The following is a 14,850-nucleotide window of genomic DNA, read 5'->3' on the forward strand; positions in this document are numbered from 1 at the left end:
GCACAAGGGAGTCGAGCCCATGTCGCAAGTTGCCTATCTCCACACCTCTCAAGGCGATATCACGCAATCGTCGGTCGATGCCATCGTGAATGCCGCGAACGAATCGCTGCTGGGTGGCGGAAGCGTCGATGGGGCGATCCATCGCGCCGCCGGACCGGAACTGCTGGCCGCCTGTCGCAAACTGCACGGCTGCCCAACGGGGCAGGCCAAGCTCACGCCGGGATTTCGACTCGAAGCCAAGTATGTGATTCATGCGGTGGGCCCCGTCTGGCACGGCGGGGCGGACAACGAGCCGGCCCTGCTCGCGAGTTGCTATCGAGAGAGCCTGCGCCTGGCGGCGGCACACGGCTGCCGGAGCGTGGCGTTTCCGGCCATCAGTTGCGGCATCTATGGGTATCCGCCCGAGCTGGCGGTGCCGTTGGCGGTCTTCACCGTGCGCGACGCGCTGCCCCACTTCCCGAGCATCGAGCACGTCGAGTTCGTCTGTTTCGACGGCGCGATGCTGGCCCTTTATCGCACGGAACTGGCGAATCAGGACCCGCCGGCGTAACCCTGCTGACGCCACGCCTCGAAGACCACGACGGCGACCGTATTCGACAGGTTGAGGCTGCGATTGCCGGGACGCATCGGCAGGCGCACGCGTTGCGTGGTGGCGAACGTATCGAGCAGTTCCGGGGCGAGGCCACGGGTTTCCGAGCCGAACACGAACCAGTCCCCCTTGGCGAACGACAACTCGCCGAAGGGACGCGAGCCGCGCGTCGTCAGCGCAAACATCCGCGCGGGATCGGGCGATTCTGCGCTCAGGAAAGCGGCCCAATCCCGGTGGACTTTCATCTCGGCGTACTCGTGATAGTCGAGCCCGGCGCGGCGCATACGCGCGTCGTCGAGGGGGAAGCCGAGCGGTTCGATCAGGTGCAGGCGCGCGCCCGTATTGGCACACAGGCGAATGACGTTGCCGGTGTTCGGCGGAATTTCAGGGTTGACGAGAACGACGTTGAACATGAGCGTTGGGACAGGGTTATGAGGTGGGCGGCGTACGCAATGCGACCGCCGCAAGCACATGCGTCGCGCCGGCGCGCTTGAGGGCGGCTGCCGCGGCGTCGCAGGTCGCACCCGTCGTCATCACGTCGTCGACAAGGACAACACGACGCCCACGGACGCGGTCGCTCGCCACGAATGCGCCGCGCAGGTTGCGCCGGCGTTCATCGCGCGACAGGCCCCGCTGCGCGGCGGTCGTGCGCTCGCGATGCAGCAGGTGGGCGCTGGCCGGCAGATGCGCCCGTCGCGACGCGACACGCGAGAGTTCCCACGCCTGATTGAAACCCCGCGATGCCAGTCGCGAGGGCGCCAGCGGCACGGGTACCATCAGCGCCGTGGTGTCGCTGCGGGTCAAAAGGGCGTCGCCGAGGCGTTCGCCGAACTCGCGCGCGAACGGCAGGGCGCCATGGTATTTCAGACGAATCATCAGTGTATCGAGCGGTGCCACGTAGTCTGCGAGCGCCAGCGTCGCGTCGAACGCTGGCCGCAGCCGCAGGCATTGCCCGCACACGAGCGGTTGCGGGGTGCGGCAAATTGTCGCACCAACGACGCCTGGTGGGGCGATGCCATCCCTGCGCGTCGTGAGCGATGGCAATGCGACGGCGCATTGGCGACAGCGCAACGGCGCATCGGTCCGGTCGGCGTCGAAGGCGTGCGCGCAGTCGGCGCAGATCTGTCGCGCAGCGCGCCGGTGGCAGAGCGCGCAGTGATCGGGCAACGCGGTGCGCAGCCATCCGCCAGCGAGCTTGGCGAGCGTCGGGAAGGTGGCATGAAGAAAGGACAAGGCGATAGCAACGATGACGTGACATTTAGGGCGGCGCGACCGACGTCGGCCATGCGCCGCATGGACCGGCGGGCGCTGGTCGGCGCAGCGGTGCCCGATGCATTCGGACAGCAGCGAGTATACTGCCGACTCGCCTTTTCGCCCGTCCCATGAAGCCTTCTGCCGCTCCCCCGACCTCGTCTTCTGCGTTCAATGCGCGTTTTTTGCGTACGGCGTTCGACCGCCGCGCGTTGCACTGGCCACAGGCCGACTTCCTGATGCGGGAGGTGGCTTCGCGACTCGCGAGCCGGCTCGATTACATCAAGCTGAAGCCGACGCGCGTGCTCGATGCCGGATGCGGCACGGGCGGCGATCTGCTGAGCTTCGGCGAGCGTTACCCGGACGCCTATCGCGTGGGGCTTGACGCGTCGTTCGCGATGGCCAAAGCGGCCGCGGCGGCAGGGGCGACGACTGGCTGGCGGCGTCTGCTGCGCACTGCGCGGCCGTATGGTGTCGTGCAGGCCGATTTCTCCGCGCTGCCGTTCGCCTCGCGCACGTTCGACCTGGTGTGGTCGAACCTCGCGCTTCACTGGTATCGCGAGCCACACCGTGTCATTCCCGAGTGGCATCGCGTGCTGGGCAACGATGGCCTGCTGATGTTTTCGGCCTACGGCCCAGACACCCTGCGGGAGTTGCGGGCGGCGTGGGCGGAAGTCGACGAGGTGCCGCACGCCCTCGAGCCGACGGACATGCATGATCTTGGCGACATGATGGTGGCGAGCGGATTCGACACGCCGGTCACGGACATGGAGCGGCTCACGCTAACGTTCGAATCGCCAGACACCCTGTTGCGCGACGTGCGCCTGCTGGGTGTCAATCCGCGGCCCGAGCGTCGCATGGGACTCACGGGGCGGTCGCGTCTTGCGGCCTTGCGTGCCGCCCTGGAGCGTCAGCGCGGTGCGCACGGCACGATCGCGTTGACGTTCGAACTCGTCTACGGACACGCCTGGAAAATTCCCGAAAAAACCGATGCGGCCGGTAATGCCGTCGTTCGCATTCAGGACATCGGGCGGGGCGGCCGGCCACGCTGAGCCTCGCGGGCGTCACACGTCCTGTTCCCGCCGGCACCACGAACATCCCACCGCATCCTGCGTCCTACACGAACATGCAGGTGTTCTGCGCTCGCCCGGTTCGCTTAAATGACGCTTTACGGCGTGTATGAGCGCAGGGCCTTGCGGATTGCCTTCGCTACGCCACGCCATTGCATCGCCCTTGGGCGAGACATCGGGAGGTCGGGGTGGGGGATCAGTACGAAACGTGGGTGGCGTCGCCGCAGGTTGAGCCTGCGCAAAGCGATACATCGCGTGATCGCCTGGGGCTGCGCGTGCACGGCGCGTTCCTGCGACCGGCTGCCCCTGTTTTCACCGCGATCGACGGCCTGTGCCGCGCCACGGTTCATCTCAAGCTGGAAGGGTTGAACGCGGCCGGCTCCATCAAGCTGAAGACTGCGCTTCAACTGATCGAGGATCTGGAGGCGACGGGCCGCATTGACGCGAACACGCGGATCGTCGAATCGTCCTCTGGAAATCTCGGCGTGGCGCTGGCGATGGTGTGCGCGAATCGAGGCGTCCCTTTCACCTGCGTGACGGATCCCAACACGTCGCGTCATGCGATCCGTGCGATGCAGGCGGCGGGTGCGCACGTCGTGCGCGTCGAACGGCGCGATGCTCAGGGGGGCTATCTCGGCACACGCATCGCGTGGATTCGGGAGCAAGTGGCGCGCGATCCACGCTGGGTGTGGGTCAATCAGTACGCCAATCCGGGTAATTGGCGCGCGCACTATCGATGGACGGCGCCCGAGATCTTCGCGGCCTATCCCGACGTCGACCATTTGTTCGTCGGCGCGGGCACGACCGGCACATTGATCGGTTGCTTGCGTTATGTCCGCGCGCATCGGCTGCCGACCCGTGTCGTCGCGGTCGACGCCGTCGGTTCGGTGACGTTCGGCAGGCCGCCGGGACCTCGCCGCATTCCCGGACTTGGCACGAGTTGCCGCCCGGCATTGTCCGAGTCGTCGCACGCTGCGCCACCGGACGCCGTCGTCTACGTTCCCGAGGCCGATACCCTTCGCATGTGCCATACGCTGGCCGCGCGCGGTTTGCTCGCCGGCGGTTCCACGGGCAGCGTGTTGTGCGCCGTGCAGATGTCTTCGGCCGAGATTGCTGCCAACGACACGGTCGTCGCCGTCGCGCCCGACATGGGCGACAAGTATCTCGACACCCTCTACGACCCCGATTGGGCCGCCGCGTGTATCGACGGCCGGCCGAGTCCGCCTTGCGGGACGTCTCCTTTCGTCGCTACCGTCCATCCTTCATTGCCATGAACGCACTCTCGCTACCGCAATTTCACGTGTTCACCGGAGAACAGGTCAACGCGGTCCTGGTGGAAGGACAATCTGCCGTCATCGATACCGTCGAGTCAGCGTATCGCGCGCATCACGCCGGGCGCACCGTCAATCCGGAGAGCCAGTTTCTCCGCTTTCCCGACGCGCAACGCAATCGCATCATCGCGCTGCCTGCCCACCTTCGCGATGGCAACGGCGAGGCGGTGACGGGCATCAAGTGGATATCCAGCTTCCCCGACAACATCGAACGAGGCATGCCGCGCGCCTCGGCGGTCCTCATCCTGAACGATGGGGCGACCGGTTATCCGATGGCATGCATGGAAGCCAGCCTGATCAGCGCGGCGCGCACGGCCGCCAGCGCGATCAGCGCGCTGCGGTGCCTCGCGCGTGATTCGCTCGCGACGAACGCGCCGTCTGAAACGGCCACGCGAAGCCTGCGCGTGGCGTTTGTCGGCGCCGGTGTGATCGCACGTCACGTGGCAGAGTGCCTACCGCTCGCCGCGCTGCCGATCGGGGCGGTGGCGGTGCATGACCTGAACCCCGATTACGCTGCATCGCTCGCGACGCGCATCGGTGCGCGTCTGGGCGACGAAGCCCGCACCGAAGCGTCGCTTGAACGCACCATCCGCACGTCGGACGTCATCGTGTTCACCACGACGGCGTCCTCGCCGTACGTGGACAACCCCGATTGGTTCTCACACTGTCCCATCGTGCTGCACCTCTCGCTTCGCGACCTCGCGCCGGCCGTTGTTCTCCAGTCCCATAACGTTGTCGATGACATCGATCATTGCCTGCGGGCGATGACCTCGTTGCATCTCGCCGAGGTCGAGACCGGTCATCGACGCTTCGTCACGACATCGCTGCCGCACTTGCTCTGCGGCGGCCAGGCGCCGCTGCGTGACCGGCCGATCGTGTTCTCGCCGTTTGGTCTGGGCATTCTCGATATTGCTGTCGGGCGTTGGGTCTATGAGCAGTTGGTGGCTCAGCAGGCGCCCGTCCCCCGTTTTTTCCATGAAATGCAACGCGCATGACCTCTGTTACCTGTAGCGCCTCCTTTCCCGCCTCCTCTCCCGCCGCCGACCTCGCGTCGTCACCCGCCGAAGGCTTCGCTGACGTCCTCGTCGGTCTGCAGTACGGCGACGAAGGCAAAGCAAAGATCATCGATGCCCTCGCCGCGGGGTACGACGTGATCGCCCGATTCAATGGCGGTGCCAACGCGGGCCACACCATCGACACGCCGCTTGGCCGTATCGCGCTCAAGCAACTGCCTTCAGGCGTGTTTCATCCGCATGCCACGCTGTACATCGGCTCCGGGTGCGCCCTCAATCCGTGGAAGCTGGCCGACGAGATCGAGCAACTGCGCGCGATGGGCATCTCGCTCGACGGCCGGTTGCACATCAGCGCTCGGGCAGCGCTCGTCCAGCCCCACCACATTGCGCTGGATCGCCGCGGCGGCGGCACGATTGGCACCACGGGCAACGGCATCGGGCCGTGCTACGCCGATCGCGCCTTGCGTGTGCGCAACGACGCACGCGTCAATTGGATGCTCGGCGATCTGCTCGGGCGCGAAGCCGACACCGTGGCCTCGATGCGCGAAGTGTTCACGCGCATGATCAATGCAGAAGGGGGAACGTCGCCGTGGATCGCGGAGATGTCGGACTTGTTGCTGAGCCTGCCGAAGGTTGCCGACACCTTGCGCGCTTACCTCGAACCGGATCGAGGGTGGCTCGCCGATCGCGTGAAGCAAGGCGCGAGGGTGTTGTTCGAAGGCGCGCAGTCGGTGTTGCTCGATGTGGTCGATGGCAGCCAGCCGTATGTCACGTCGAGCCACACGGTGCCGGCTTATGCGTATGTCGGTGGCGATCTGTCGCCGAAGTACCACCGTCGAACCATCGGCGTGGCGAAGGCGGTCATGTCGCGCGTCGGCCGTGGTCCGTTTCCGTCGGAGCTGGGCGGGGAGCGATCGGCGCAATACTGTGACGACGCGTCGCTGTCGCACGTCGGCATGACCGAAGAGCAGGCGCGCTTCTCGCCGGATCAGCTACTGCGCTCCGACGATCCGTTCGACGTCGGAACCGCGCTTCGCATGCTCACTGGCGAGTACGGCACGGGGACCGGTCGTCCGCGTCGCATCGGTATGCTCGACCTCGCGCAGTTGCGAGAGGTCGTCAAGGCCCACGCCGTCGACTGTGTGTATCTCAACAAGGTCGACTGTCTGGCGCATTACTTCCACTCGACCTATCAGGGGGTGCCGATGCGTGTGCATCGCGAGGTGATGTCGGGCGACGTCATGCCCGACGTGTTGATCTATCCGGGACTGACCGAGCGCTCGCTCGCGCTGGGGGGCGAAGGTACGCTTGACGCCGCCATGCACGGCTTCGTCGATTTCGTCGAACGGCAAATCGGCGCGCCGCTGGCCGGTCTCGGACTGGGGCCGGAACGGGCCAGTCTTGTGTCGCTGGCCGCGCACCCATTGGCGCCTGCCGCCGCGGCGTCGAACCATGTCTGATTGCCGGGCAACGCGCGCTATCGGCACGCGCTTGCCCGGCAGCGCGGGGGGGCGGGAGCATGAGCCGCGGCCGTGGCGAGACGTCGCGGCGGTTACGCGCTGTCGTGGTGAGGCACCGTTCCCGCCGCTGCAACCCGATCACCTGTTCTTCAACGTGTCGCTCATGCCGTATGCGACGCATCCGCTGGTCTGTGAGCGGGGTCAGGCGGCGCGGCAGCAGTTGAGTGCACGCCGTCTGGCCGACTACCTGAACAAGACGGAGCGCGTCGAGTTGTACATCGTGAATCGTGCCGTCGAGCAGATGCTCGGTATGCCGGGCATCGCGTCGGTCAGCCGTGACGATCTGCTCGCCATCTATACGGACGAGGGCTTTCACACGTGGATGATGGAGCGCTTCCGTGGACATCTGCTGAAACAGACCGGGTACGCGCTGGCGCGAACGCCCTCGTTGAGTGTCGTCCGTGTGCTGGCGTTGTGTGAGGCGGTGCCCGCCACGCTTCGCGGAATGGCCATCGTGGCGGCGGCAACTGTCACCGAGACGTTGATCACCGGCACGCTGCGCCAGGCGGGCGCCGGTGACGACATCTATCCGCCCGTGCGCGGCATGCTGAGCGAGCACGGTGCGGATGAGCGGCGTCATCAGGCGGCGTTTATCCGTTTTGCGAGCGAGTGGGTGCCGTCGTTGTCGCCTGCGGAGCGCGCGTTCCTCGATGCGCTTCTCCCCGACCTGATGACGGCGTTTCTTGCCCCGGAGTTGCCGGCGTGGCGAGTGCACTTGTGCGCGGTGGGGCTCGATGACGGTGAAGCCGATCGGGTGATCCGCGAGAGCATCGACCCGCTCGAAGTGGGCGTGCAAATGATGGAAGCCGCATTGGTACCACGGCGATTGTTCGAGCGGCTGGGCATGGCCTGTGCGGAACGCTTCGCGCAACAGGCGAGTCGCTGGCGACTGCCTTGACGGGCGACCCTGCGAGCCGCAGGCGTCGTGATGCGTGTGATCACGCGGCCGATCCGGTTCACCCCGGTGGACAGCGTTGCGCTGTCTTCGCGCCTTGCCGATAGACGATCAGGAGAGATCTGTGAATTGCCACTGGCTAGCCCCCGATCTAACCATGAGTGCAGCGGCGTATCGCACACTGCTCGAGGCGGCGCTCGCCTTCAAGCACCGCTATCCGCTGCACACTGATGGCGCGCTACGGGGTCGAACGATCTATTTTCTGTTCTACAACGCGTCCTTACGCACCCGCAGCAGCTTCCAGACCGGTCTGTCGCGAATGGGCGGGCATGCCGTCGTGCTCGATCCGTTGAACGGGATCTATACGCCCGCGTTACCCGAGGCGGAGATACCGTATTCGACCGAGCGCGTGGCCGACGTGGCGCGGGTGCTGTCGTCCTACGGCGACGCGATTGCCATTCGCATGTATGGCGCACCGACCGGTTGGGTGTACGGTGCGGCGCATCGTCACCTCGAAGCCTTCGCGCAATGGAGCCGGGTGCCCGTCATCAACATGGAATGCGATCGCTTTCATCCGTGTCAGGCGCTCGCCGACGTGATGACGATGCGCGAGCAATTGGGCGAGCTGGCCGGACGACGGCTGTGCATCAGTTGGGCCTACTCGGGAAGCTGGCACAAGCCCGTAGCCGTACCGCAGAGTCTGTTGCTCGCCGCGCTGAAGGCCGGAATGGACGTGACGCTAGCGCATCCGGCGCCGTTCGGTCTCGATGCGCAGGTGATGACCGCAGCCGCGCAGTTCGCCGGGCAGACCGGCGCGCGCCTGCGCGTGACCCATGACCTGCGCGATGGCGTGACCGATGCGCACGTCGTCTACGCGAAATCATGGTGCAGTCTCGCCGCGCTGCCGCAACGCCGCGGCGATCCGGTCGACGAGGCAGCGATGCGCGATGCCTTCGAGCCGCATCGTGACTGGTGTGTGGACGCCGACATCATGCAACGTGCGGCGCCCGACGCGGGATACCTGCACTGCCTGCCCGCCGACCGGGGGCAGGAGGTTATGGACGACGTGATCGACGGCCCGTCGTCGTGGGTGTTTCAACAGGCCGGGAATCGGCTTCACGCGCAGAACGCGGTGATGGCCCACCTGCTGAATCCGGGGTGCCTCGCGTGACGCCGGCCTTCTCCTATCGTTATGCGTGTGTGCGGTGCGCGGCGCCACAGCCGTGGGGCGAGATCCGTTATCGCTGCCTCGAGTGCGGACAGAACCTTCGTATTCAACGCCAGGTCGATGCGGATTCGCCGAGCGCCGCGGACATCGTGAGCACGTTCCACGGTCGAGGGCTCTGGCGATATGGCGCCCTCCTGCCGGTCGAAGCCCGCTGGGCCAGCCGACTGGCCGTCGGCGGCACGCCATTGGTCGATTGCGGCGATGGCGGTGGCGTTCGCCTCTGGGTGAAGGATGAAGCGCGGAATCCAAGCGGATCGATCAAGGACCGCGCCACCGACGTGGTGCTTGCGTTCGCCAGACGCGCCGGGTGCCGGCATTCGGTGACCGCCTCGACCGGCAATGCCGGTGCGTCGCTGGCGTGCATCGCGGCATCGCACGGCATGTCGGCGACGGTTGTCGTACCGGCCAGCACGCCCTTCGCCAAGTTGGCGCAGATTCGCGCGTATGGAGCGAAGGTCTGCGAGGTCGACGGCAGCTACGACGGCGCCTTCGACATCGCCGAGCGCATGGCCGACGACGCCCGCGTGTGCTGTCGCAATACGGGCATCAATCCCTTCACACGCGAAGGCAAGAAGACTTGTGCGTTCGAGATCGCGGAAGCGCTCGATTGGCGTGTGCCTGACTGGGTGATCGTGCCGACGGGGGACGGCAACATGCTGTCCGGCATTGCGGCGGGGTTTCTCGATCTCCATGCGCTCGGCATCACGTCCGCCGTGCCGCGCCTGCTCGCGGCGCAGGCCGACAGTTCGAACAGCATCACGCGCGATTGGCGCGCCTGTGACGATGCGATGGCATTGCCTGAGTCGCCCACCCTCGTCAGCCCGGACACCGTGGCCGACAGTCTGTCGGTCGGCCGCCCGCGTGATCACTTTGCGGCACTGCACGCCTTGCGCGCTACGCGTGGCGCGTGCGTCGCGCTCAGCGATGCCCGGATCATGGCGGCGTCGCGCGATCTGGCACAGCACTTCGGGCTATGGTTCGAGCCGTCGACGGCGGTTGGCTACGCCGCGTTAGGTGAATGTCTCGCGACCGGGCGCATCCAGCCCCGGTCGCGCGTCGTGCTGATCGGGACGGGAAGCGGGCTGAAATCCCTGCCGCGCTTTGATAGCGCGGCGCCCGGCCATCTGCGGGACTCTGCCAATGCCGTACCGCGTCGCATGCCCGGCGAGCCCGGATATGAGCAGTCGGAGGCGCAGCCGTGAGACGCCCGCGCATCATCGTACTTGGGGCCGGTGTCAGCGGCCTGACGACGGCCGTGACGATGTCGATGGCCGGATGCGACGTCGTCATTTACGCGGCGGAAGGCCCGGCGCAGACGACGTCGGCGCTCGCGGCGGCGATCTGGCATCCGTTCTATCAGGCGCCCGACCTCGTCTACCTCGAACGTGCGCGTCACACCTATACGACGATGCGTCGGTTGTCTGCCGACGCGGCCTCCGGCGTACGCATGCGCTCGCTGACCGAATACTTCCGGCGTGATGCCGGGGTGCCGTGGTGGGCGGAATGCGCCAATGGCCTCGAGCGCCTGGCGCCGGCGAATGTGCCGTCGCGCTTCGCCAGTGCTTACCGCATGGACGTGCCTGTGGCGGACGCGGGGACCTATCTTCGGTACTTGATGACGCTGTTCCTCGACCTCGGGGGACAGTATGTGCGGCGACGCGTCGGCGATCCGGCGTCGTTGCTCGACGACGCCGACCGCGTGGTGAATTGCTGCGGATACGGAAGTCGGCCGTTTGGTGACAGCGAGTTGTCGTTATCGCGCGCCGTCGTACTTCGGGCCACGTGCGACGACGCTGTGCGCGGCTGTTTCATCGACGATTCCGATCCGGCGTCGCCGACCTACGTCGTGGAGCGCGATGACGACATCGTTCTGGGCGGCACCGCCGATCTCGATCTCACATCGACCGTGATCGATGAGCGGCAGGTCGAGGACATTATTCGCCGCTGTACCGGGCTGTGTGAGGGCGTCGCAGCGCTGCGTGTCGTCGAAGCTCGCCTCGGATTCCGGCCGATGCGACATGTGCCGCGCGTGGCGTGCGACGCGGGGCATCCGCGTCTGCTTCACAACTATGGCCACGGGGGCGGGGGCTTCACGTTGTCGTGGGGATGCGCCAACGACGTGCTCCGGCTCACGGGCATCGCGTCGGGCAAGTAGCGCCTCGCTGTGGGATGGCGGGCAATGAATGACGACCCTGGGAGACGACATGGAACTGGATCCGGCGACGCTTGACGAGGCAAGTCTTTACAACTTCATGATGAGTACGATCCTGCCGCGTCCCATTGCGTGGGTGAGTACTGTCGATGCGCAGGGCCGGACGAATCTGGCGCCCTACGCCTACTTCATGGGGGTGTGCTGTGTGCCGATGACGGTGCTGTTCTGCCCGGTGGTACCGCCCGCGCCGAGGCGAAAGAAGGACACGTTGCTCAACGTAGAGGCGGTGCCGGAGTTCGTGGTGAACGTGGCGAACCTGGCGTGCATCGATGCCGTGAATCTCTCGGCAGCGCCGCTGCCGCCGGGCGAGTCGGAGTTCGATCTGGCTGGCGTGACCCCGATTCCGTCGTCGCGCGTACGGCCGCCGCGCGTTCGGGAGGCCGCCGTGGCGTACGAATGCCGGGTGCGCGACATCATCGAGATCAGCGCCGCGCCCGGGGGCGGATGGGTGGTGCTCGGCACGGTCGTCGCGGCCCATGTCGACGACGCGTTGCTCGACCCAGTCACCCATCACGTGGATTTGCAGGCGCTCAGTCCCGTGGGACGATTGGGCGGCGGATCATTCGTGAATGCCGCCAGCGATACCTTCACGTTGACGCGATACAAGACGCTCGCCGATCTGGCGGCGCGGACCCGATGATGGGCGGCACGGTGCCGGCGGTATCGTCGAGCAGGCCGTAATCGCTCGCGAGCTTTGCTGCCCGATGGCGACTCGAGACATTGAACTTGCGCATGACACTGCGCAAATGGAACACCACACCATGCTCGGAGAGCGTGAGAATGCGCCCGATTTCCCACGAGGTCTTACCGCGCGCCACCCATCGCAGGCACTCGCGCTCGCGCGGCGTCAGCGCGGGAGCGCCCGGATGCACGGCGTCGCGCTGCACGATGCGCCACACGGCTTCATGCACATGCATCGCCAGTAACGCACCGGCATGCGCGCCGGGCACTCGCGCATTGCGAGGGAGGGGGCGCGGGGATGAGAGACTCAACATTCCCGCCGCACCCGACGGGGTGAACACCGGATACGTCAAGCCATAGCGCATGCCAGCGGCGCGCTGCTCGCGAAGCAACTGCCGGGCATCGGGCGAGGTATAAAGCGATGGCGTCCATTCGACGGGGGTGAGTTGCTGGCTGGCGCGCGTCAGCACGGGATCGATGCTGGCGTAGTGCTGCGCGTCGTAACGTGCTTGCCACGCGCGCGGCAAGTTGCCGAGTCGCGGCGTCGCCCGCTTCCCGCCCGGCAGGAGGAAATGTCCGCGATAGCTGAAATGGCGGTGACCAAGCGAGCCACACAACGACGGCAGCAGGGCGCACAAGGCATTGACGTCAGCGGCGGCGCCCAAGGCGCTCAGACCGTCGGCAAACGAGCGAGGGGTGACGCAGCGCGTGGCACACATGGCATGGCGACGTAGGGAACGAGTTTCGCTTTTAGCACGCGTTGTATCGACGCGCGCATCGCGGGTCGCCGAGGGTCGGGCGCGCCGCAGCCGCGCAGCGATCGGGGCGGCCCTCCCAGGGCGCGACATAACGTCGCAGGCCATGTCCGATATCGCGCGGACGGTTGGCGGATATCGGACGAATCCCGCATCGCAGCGAAGGCGACGGTACGTGCGCGGTATTGTGCGATTCGAGTGACGGGCGTTGGACGCGGTGGGGTGCCAGTCGTCGGCGAGGACGTCGTCGGGTAGTCAGGACACCGCAACGAGTCGCAGCCTTGTTGCAACGTGTCAAATCGATGACGCATAGGGAGTATCCCGTAGTCGCTCCGCCGCCGCGATTTCCGTCTAGGGGAATAAACGGATTTCCCTTTTGCATCAATGAGTTCAGGAGAATGCTATGGCGCGCCAAATACTCGGTATCAATGTTGTCGCTTGGAGAATGCGCGTTCTATAATGCGGCAGTTTGTCGCGGCCCGGATGCAGCAAGTTCCCGGCCGTCGGACATGAAAGACCCAAAATGCCCCACGGGTGACGGCGATGCTCGCAGCCTCTTCTTCCGATGCCGTTTCGGTGACGAAGGAATGGAAGCACAAGCGCAACTGCGCGATATCGCCGCGCCAGTTTGTCCTGTTCTACCTGTCGTTGGCCGCCGTGTCGCTGGGTGTTGCCTTGATTGCGGCGTGGCGCGGTGGGTGGTTGGTCTTGCCGTTCACAGGCCTGGACTTGCTCGTGGTGGGCGTCGCGTTCGTCATTCATGCCCGGCATGCCACAGATTACGAGGTCATTCGGTTGTCGCCCGTGAGCCTTGTGGTCGAGCAACGTTCAGCACAGAGGTTGACGCAGTACGAGTTCAATCCCCGCTGGGTGCGCATCGACATCGAGAAGCCGCCGCGTATGCGCATCGTCTTGCGCTCGGGTAGCCGCTCGGTCACCGTCGGTGCCTATCTTGCGCCGCATCGCCGCGAAACGTTTGCGCGCGAGCTGCGCCGTTGTCTTGCCCAACAGGCCTGAGAGATGGAGACTATCTCGGGCGACCGCCAGGGAGGTTTGGATGGTAATTTTGGGTAAGGAAGCTATGAAAAAAACGAAACACGCCTTGGCGGCCTTCCTTGCGGGCGCCTCGCTGCTCGCCTGCGCTCCGGCCCTGGCGGCGGTCACGGACATGCCCGGGGGGCCGGCCGTCTACGAACTCAACTTCCAGCCGCCGGTCACGAAGCTCGCGCAAGAGCTTCACAGCCTGCACACCATGATGTTGATCATCTGCCTGGTGATCTTCCTCGGCGTGTTCGGCGTGATGTTCTACTCGATTTTCAAGCACCGCAAATCCAAGGGCCATCAACCCGCGAATTTCCACGAAAGCACCACGGTCGAGGTGATCTGGACGGTCGTACCGTTCATTATCGTGATTCTCATGGCGCTGCCTGCCACGAAGACCGTGGTCGCCATGAAGGACACCACCAACGCCGACCTGACGATCAAGGTCACCGGCTATCAGTGGAAGTGGGGCTACGACTACCTGAACGGCGAAGGCGAGGGCATCAAGTTCCTCTCTACGCTCACTACGCCGCGCAGCCAGATCGACGGACAGGCGCCGAAGAGCAACACGTATCTGCAGGAAGTCGACAACCCGATGGTCGTGCCGGTCAACAAGAAGGTGCGTTTGATCACCACGGCCAACGACGTCATCCATTCGTTCTACGTGCCGGCCTTCGGCATCAAGCAGGATGCGATTCCGGGCTTCGTTCGCGACACGTGGTTCAAGGCCGAAAAGGTGGGCGAGTATCGCGGCTTTTGCACCGAGTTGTGCGGCAAGGAACACGCATTCATGCCGGTCGTGGTGAAGGTCGTCTCGGAAGCGGATTACAACACGTGGGTCGAGGCGAAGAAGAAACTGATGGCCGCGTCGGCCGACGATCCGAACAAGACTTACACGGTGCAGGAGTTGATGGAGCGCGGCCAGAAGGTCTACGCGTCGAATTGCGCGGTGTGCCACCAGCCGAACGGCAAGGGGGGCGGTGCCTTCCCGGCGCTCGACGGCTCGAAGATCGCGAACGGCCCGGTGGCAGACCACATCAGCATTGTGCTGCACGGCAAGAATGCGATGCCTAACTGGTCGCATCTGAACGATGTGGAGCTTGCGTCCGTGATTACCTTCGAGCGCAACTCGTGGAGCAACAAGACCGGCGACGTGGTTCAGCCGGCACAGGTGCGCGAAGCGCGTGGCAACAAATCGGCCAAGGCCGCAGGCGCTGCCGACGCTGGCGCAGCGAAGAACAGTTAAGTGCCGTTCGACCAGTTC

14 protein-coding genes and 1 pseudogene are annotated in these 14,850 nt (G+C 65.5%); 12 read left to right on the forward strand and 3 right to left on the reverse strand.

Annotation, left to right across the window (positions count from 1 at the left end; all coding sequences use genetic code 11):
• Nucleotides 1-19 precede the first annotated feature (19 nt).
• Nucleotides 20-550 (forward strand): O-acetyl-ADP-ribose deacetylase, encoded by a 531-nt coding sequence (locus PTE31013_RS02665; RefSeq protein WP_150611263.1) that lies wholly within the window; start codon nucleotides 20-22, stop codon nucleotides 548-550.
• Here PTE31013_RS02665 and trmL read toward each other — a convergent pair.
• A complete protein-coding gene (gene trmL, locus PTE31013_RS02670) occupies nucleotides 532-1,002 on the reverse strand; it encodes a tRNA (uridine(34)/cytosine(34)/5-carboxymethylaminomethyluridine(34)-2'-O)-methyltransferase TrmL (protein WP_150611264.1) in 471 nt (156 codons plus the stop codon). The two genes, PTE31013_RS02665 and trmL, sit on opposite strands and share 19 nt — an antisense overlap.
• A gap of 16 nt (nucleotides 1,003-1,018) precedes the next feature.
• Nucleotides 1,019-1,822 carry a ComF family protein gene (locus PTE31013_RS02675; protein WP_246173865.1) on the reverse strand — a complete coding sequence of 268 codons (804 nt, stop codon included), beginning with the start codon at nucleotides 1,820-1,822 and terminating at the stop codon, nucleotides 1,019-1,021.
• Nucleotides 1,823-1,971: 149 nt separating this feature from the next.
• Between PTE31013_RS02675 and PTE31013_RS02680 the strand changes: the two genes are divergently transcribed.
• From PTE31013_RS02680 to PTE31013_RS02720, 9 genes are all read left to right on the forward strand, one after another.
• On the forward strand, nucleotides 1,972-2,892 hold the full coding sequence (locus tag PTE31013_RS02680; RefSeq protein ID WP_150611265.1) for a methyltransferase domain-containing protein: 921 nt from the start codon (nucleotides 1,972-1,974) through the stop codon (nucleotides 2,890-2,892).
• A gap of 206 nt (nucleotides 2,893-3,098) precedes the next feature.
• Entirely contained in the window at nucleotides 3,099-4,184 is a 1,086-nt protein-coding gene (gene sbnA, locus PTE31013_RS02685; protein ID WP_246173866.1) for a 2,3-diaminopropionate biosynthesis protein SbnA, read from the forward strand.
• On the forward strand, nucleotides 4,181-5,236 hold the full coding sequence (gene sbnB / locus PTE31013_RS02690; protein ID WP_150611266.1) for a 2,3-diaminopropionate biosynthesis protein SbnB: 1,056 nt from the start codon (nucleotides 4,181-4,183) through the stop codon (nucleotides 5,234-5,236). The genes sbnA and sbnB overlap by 4 nt, the downstream gene beginning before the upstream one ends.
• Complete coding sequence (locus tag PTE31013_RS02695; RefSeq protein WP_150611267.1) at nucleotides 5,233-6,714, forward strand: adenylosuccinate synthetase; 1,482 nt, start codon at nucleotides 5,233-5,235, stop codon at nucleotides 6,712-6,714. The genes sbnB and PTE31013_RS02695 overlap by 4 nt, the downstream gene beginning before the upstream one ends.
• Nucleotides 6,707-7,672, forward strand: coding sequence for a diiron oxygenase (locus PTE31013_RS02700; protein ID WP_150611268.1), 966 nt, complete (start codon nucleotides 6,707-6,709; stop codon nucleotides 7,670-7,672). The genes PTE31013_RS02695 and PTE31013_RS02700 overlap by 8 nt, the downstream gene beginning before the upstream one ends.
• Before the next feature lie 154 nt (nucleotides 7,673-7,826).
• On the forward strand, nucleotides 7,827-8,840 hold the full coding sequence (locus PTE31013_RS02705) for an ornithine carbamoyltransferase (protein ID WP_150611269.1): 1,014 nt from the start codon (nucleotides 7,827-7,829) through the stop codon (nucleotides 8,838-8,840).
• Nucleotides 8,837-10,099, forward strand: coding sequence for a threonine synthase (locus PTE31013_RS02710; RefSeq protein ID WP_174978406.1), 1,263 nt, complete (start codon nucleotides 8,837-8,839; stop codon nucleotides 10,097-10,099). Before PTE31013_RS02705 ends, PTE31013_RS02710 begins: the two co-directional genes overlap by 4 nt.
• Nucleotides 10,096-11,052, forward strand: coding sequence for an FAD-dependent oxidoreductase (locus PTE31013_RS02715; protein ID WP_150611271.1), 957 nt, complete (start codon nucleotides 10,096-10,098; stop codon nucleotides 11,050-11,052). The genes PTE31013_RS02710 and PTE31013_RS02715 overlap by 4 nt, the downstream gene beginning before the upstream one ends.
• A 28-nt stretch (nucleotides 11,053-11,080) precedes the next feature.
• The gene (locus tag PTE31013_RS02720) at nucleotides 11,081-11,749 is read left to right on the forward strand and encodes a flavin reductase family protein (RefSeq protein ID WP_150611272.1); all 669 of its coding nucleotides are present in this window, start codon (nucleotides 11,081-11,083) and stop codon (nucleotides 11,747-11,749) included.
• Here the strand turns inward: PTE31013_RS02720 and PTE31013_RS02725 are convergent.
• The gene (locus PTE31013_RS02725; protein WP_174978407.1) at nucleotides 11,697-12,509 is read right to left on the reverse strand and encodes an autoinducer binding domain-containing protein; all 813 of its coding nucleotides are present in this window, start codon (nucleotides 12,507-12,509) and stop codon (nucleotides 11,697-11,699) included. The genes PTE31013_RS02720 and PTE31013_RS02725 overlap by 53 nt on opposite strands.
• A 579-nt stretch (nucleotides 12,510-13,088) precedes the next feature.
• On the opposite strand from PTE31013_RS02725, the gene PTE31013_RS02730 reads away from it, so the two are divergent.
• Together PTE31013_RS02730 and coxB are read left to right on the forward strand one after the other, a co-directional pair.
• On the forward strand, nucleotides 13,089-13,562 hold the full coding sequence (locus PTE31013_RS02730; RefSeq protein ID WP_150611274.1) for a DUF2244 domain-containing protein: 474 nt from the start codon (nucleotides 13,089-13,091) through the stop codon (nucleotides 13,560-13,562).
• Between the two features lie 40 nt (nucleotides 13,563-13,602).
• Nucleotides 13,603-14,820, forward strand: a pseudogene (gene coxB, locus PTE31013_RS02735) (cytochrome c oxidase subunit II); the annotation flags it as partial.
• Between the last annotated feature and the right edge of the window lie 30 nt (nucleotides 14,821-14,850).

This window comes from Pandoraea terrigena (assembly GCF_902459705.1).
Taxonomy (GTDB): domain Bacteria; phylum Pseudomonadota; class Gammaproteobacteria; order Burkholderiales; family Burkholderiaceae; genus Pandoraea; species Pandoraea terrigena.

What these genes read in the sequence shown, in the direction of transcription:
- PTE31013_RS02665 (WP_150611263.1), top strand. Translation starts at nt 20, where the DNA reads ATGTCGCAAGTTGCCTATCTCCACACCTCTCAAGGCGATATCACGCAA.
- trmL (WP_150611264.1), bottom strand. Translation starts at nt 1,002, where the DNA reads ATGTTCAACGTCGTTCTCGTCAACCCTGAAATTCCGCCGAACACCGGC.
- PTE31013_RS02680 (WP_150611265.1), top strand. Translation starts at nt 1,972, where the DNA reads ATGAAGCCTTCTGCCGCTCCCCCGACCTCGTCTTCTGCGTTCAATGCG.
- sbnB (WP_150611266.1), top strand. Translation starts at nt 4,181, where the DNA reads ATGAACGCACTCTCGCTACCGCAATTTCACGTGTTCACCGGAGAACAG.
- PTE31013_RS02695 (WP_150611267.1), top strand. Translation starts at nt 5,233, where the DNA reads ATGACCTCTGTTACCTGTAGCGCCTCCTTTCCCGCCTCCTCTCCCGCC.
- PTE31013_RS02700 (WP_150611268.1), top strand. Translation starts at nt 6,707, where the DNA reads ATGTCTGATTGCCGGGCAACGCGCGCTATCGGCACGCGCTTGCCCGGC.
- PTE31013_RS02705 (WP_150611269.1), top strand. Translation starts at nt 7,827, where the DNA reads ATGAGTGCAGCGGCGTATCGCACACTGCTCGAGGCGGCGCTCGCCTTC.
- PTE31013_RS02720 (WP_150611272.1), top strand. Translation starts at nt 11,081, where the DNA reads ATGACGACCCTGGGAGACGACATGGAACTGGATCCGGCGACGCTTGAC.
- PTE31013_RS02725 (WP_174978407.1), bottom strand. Translation starts at nt 12,509, where the DNA reads ATGTGTGCCACGCGCTGCGTCACCCCTCGCTCGTTTGCCGACGGTCTG.
- PTE31013_RS02730 (WP_150611274.1), top strand. Translation starts at nt 13,089, where the DNA reads ATGCTCGCAGCCTCTTCTTCCGATGCCGTTTCGGTGACGAAGGAATGG.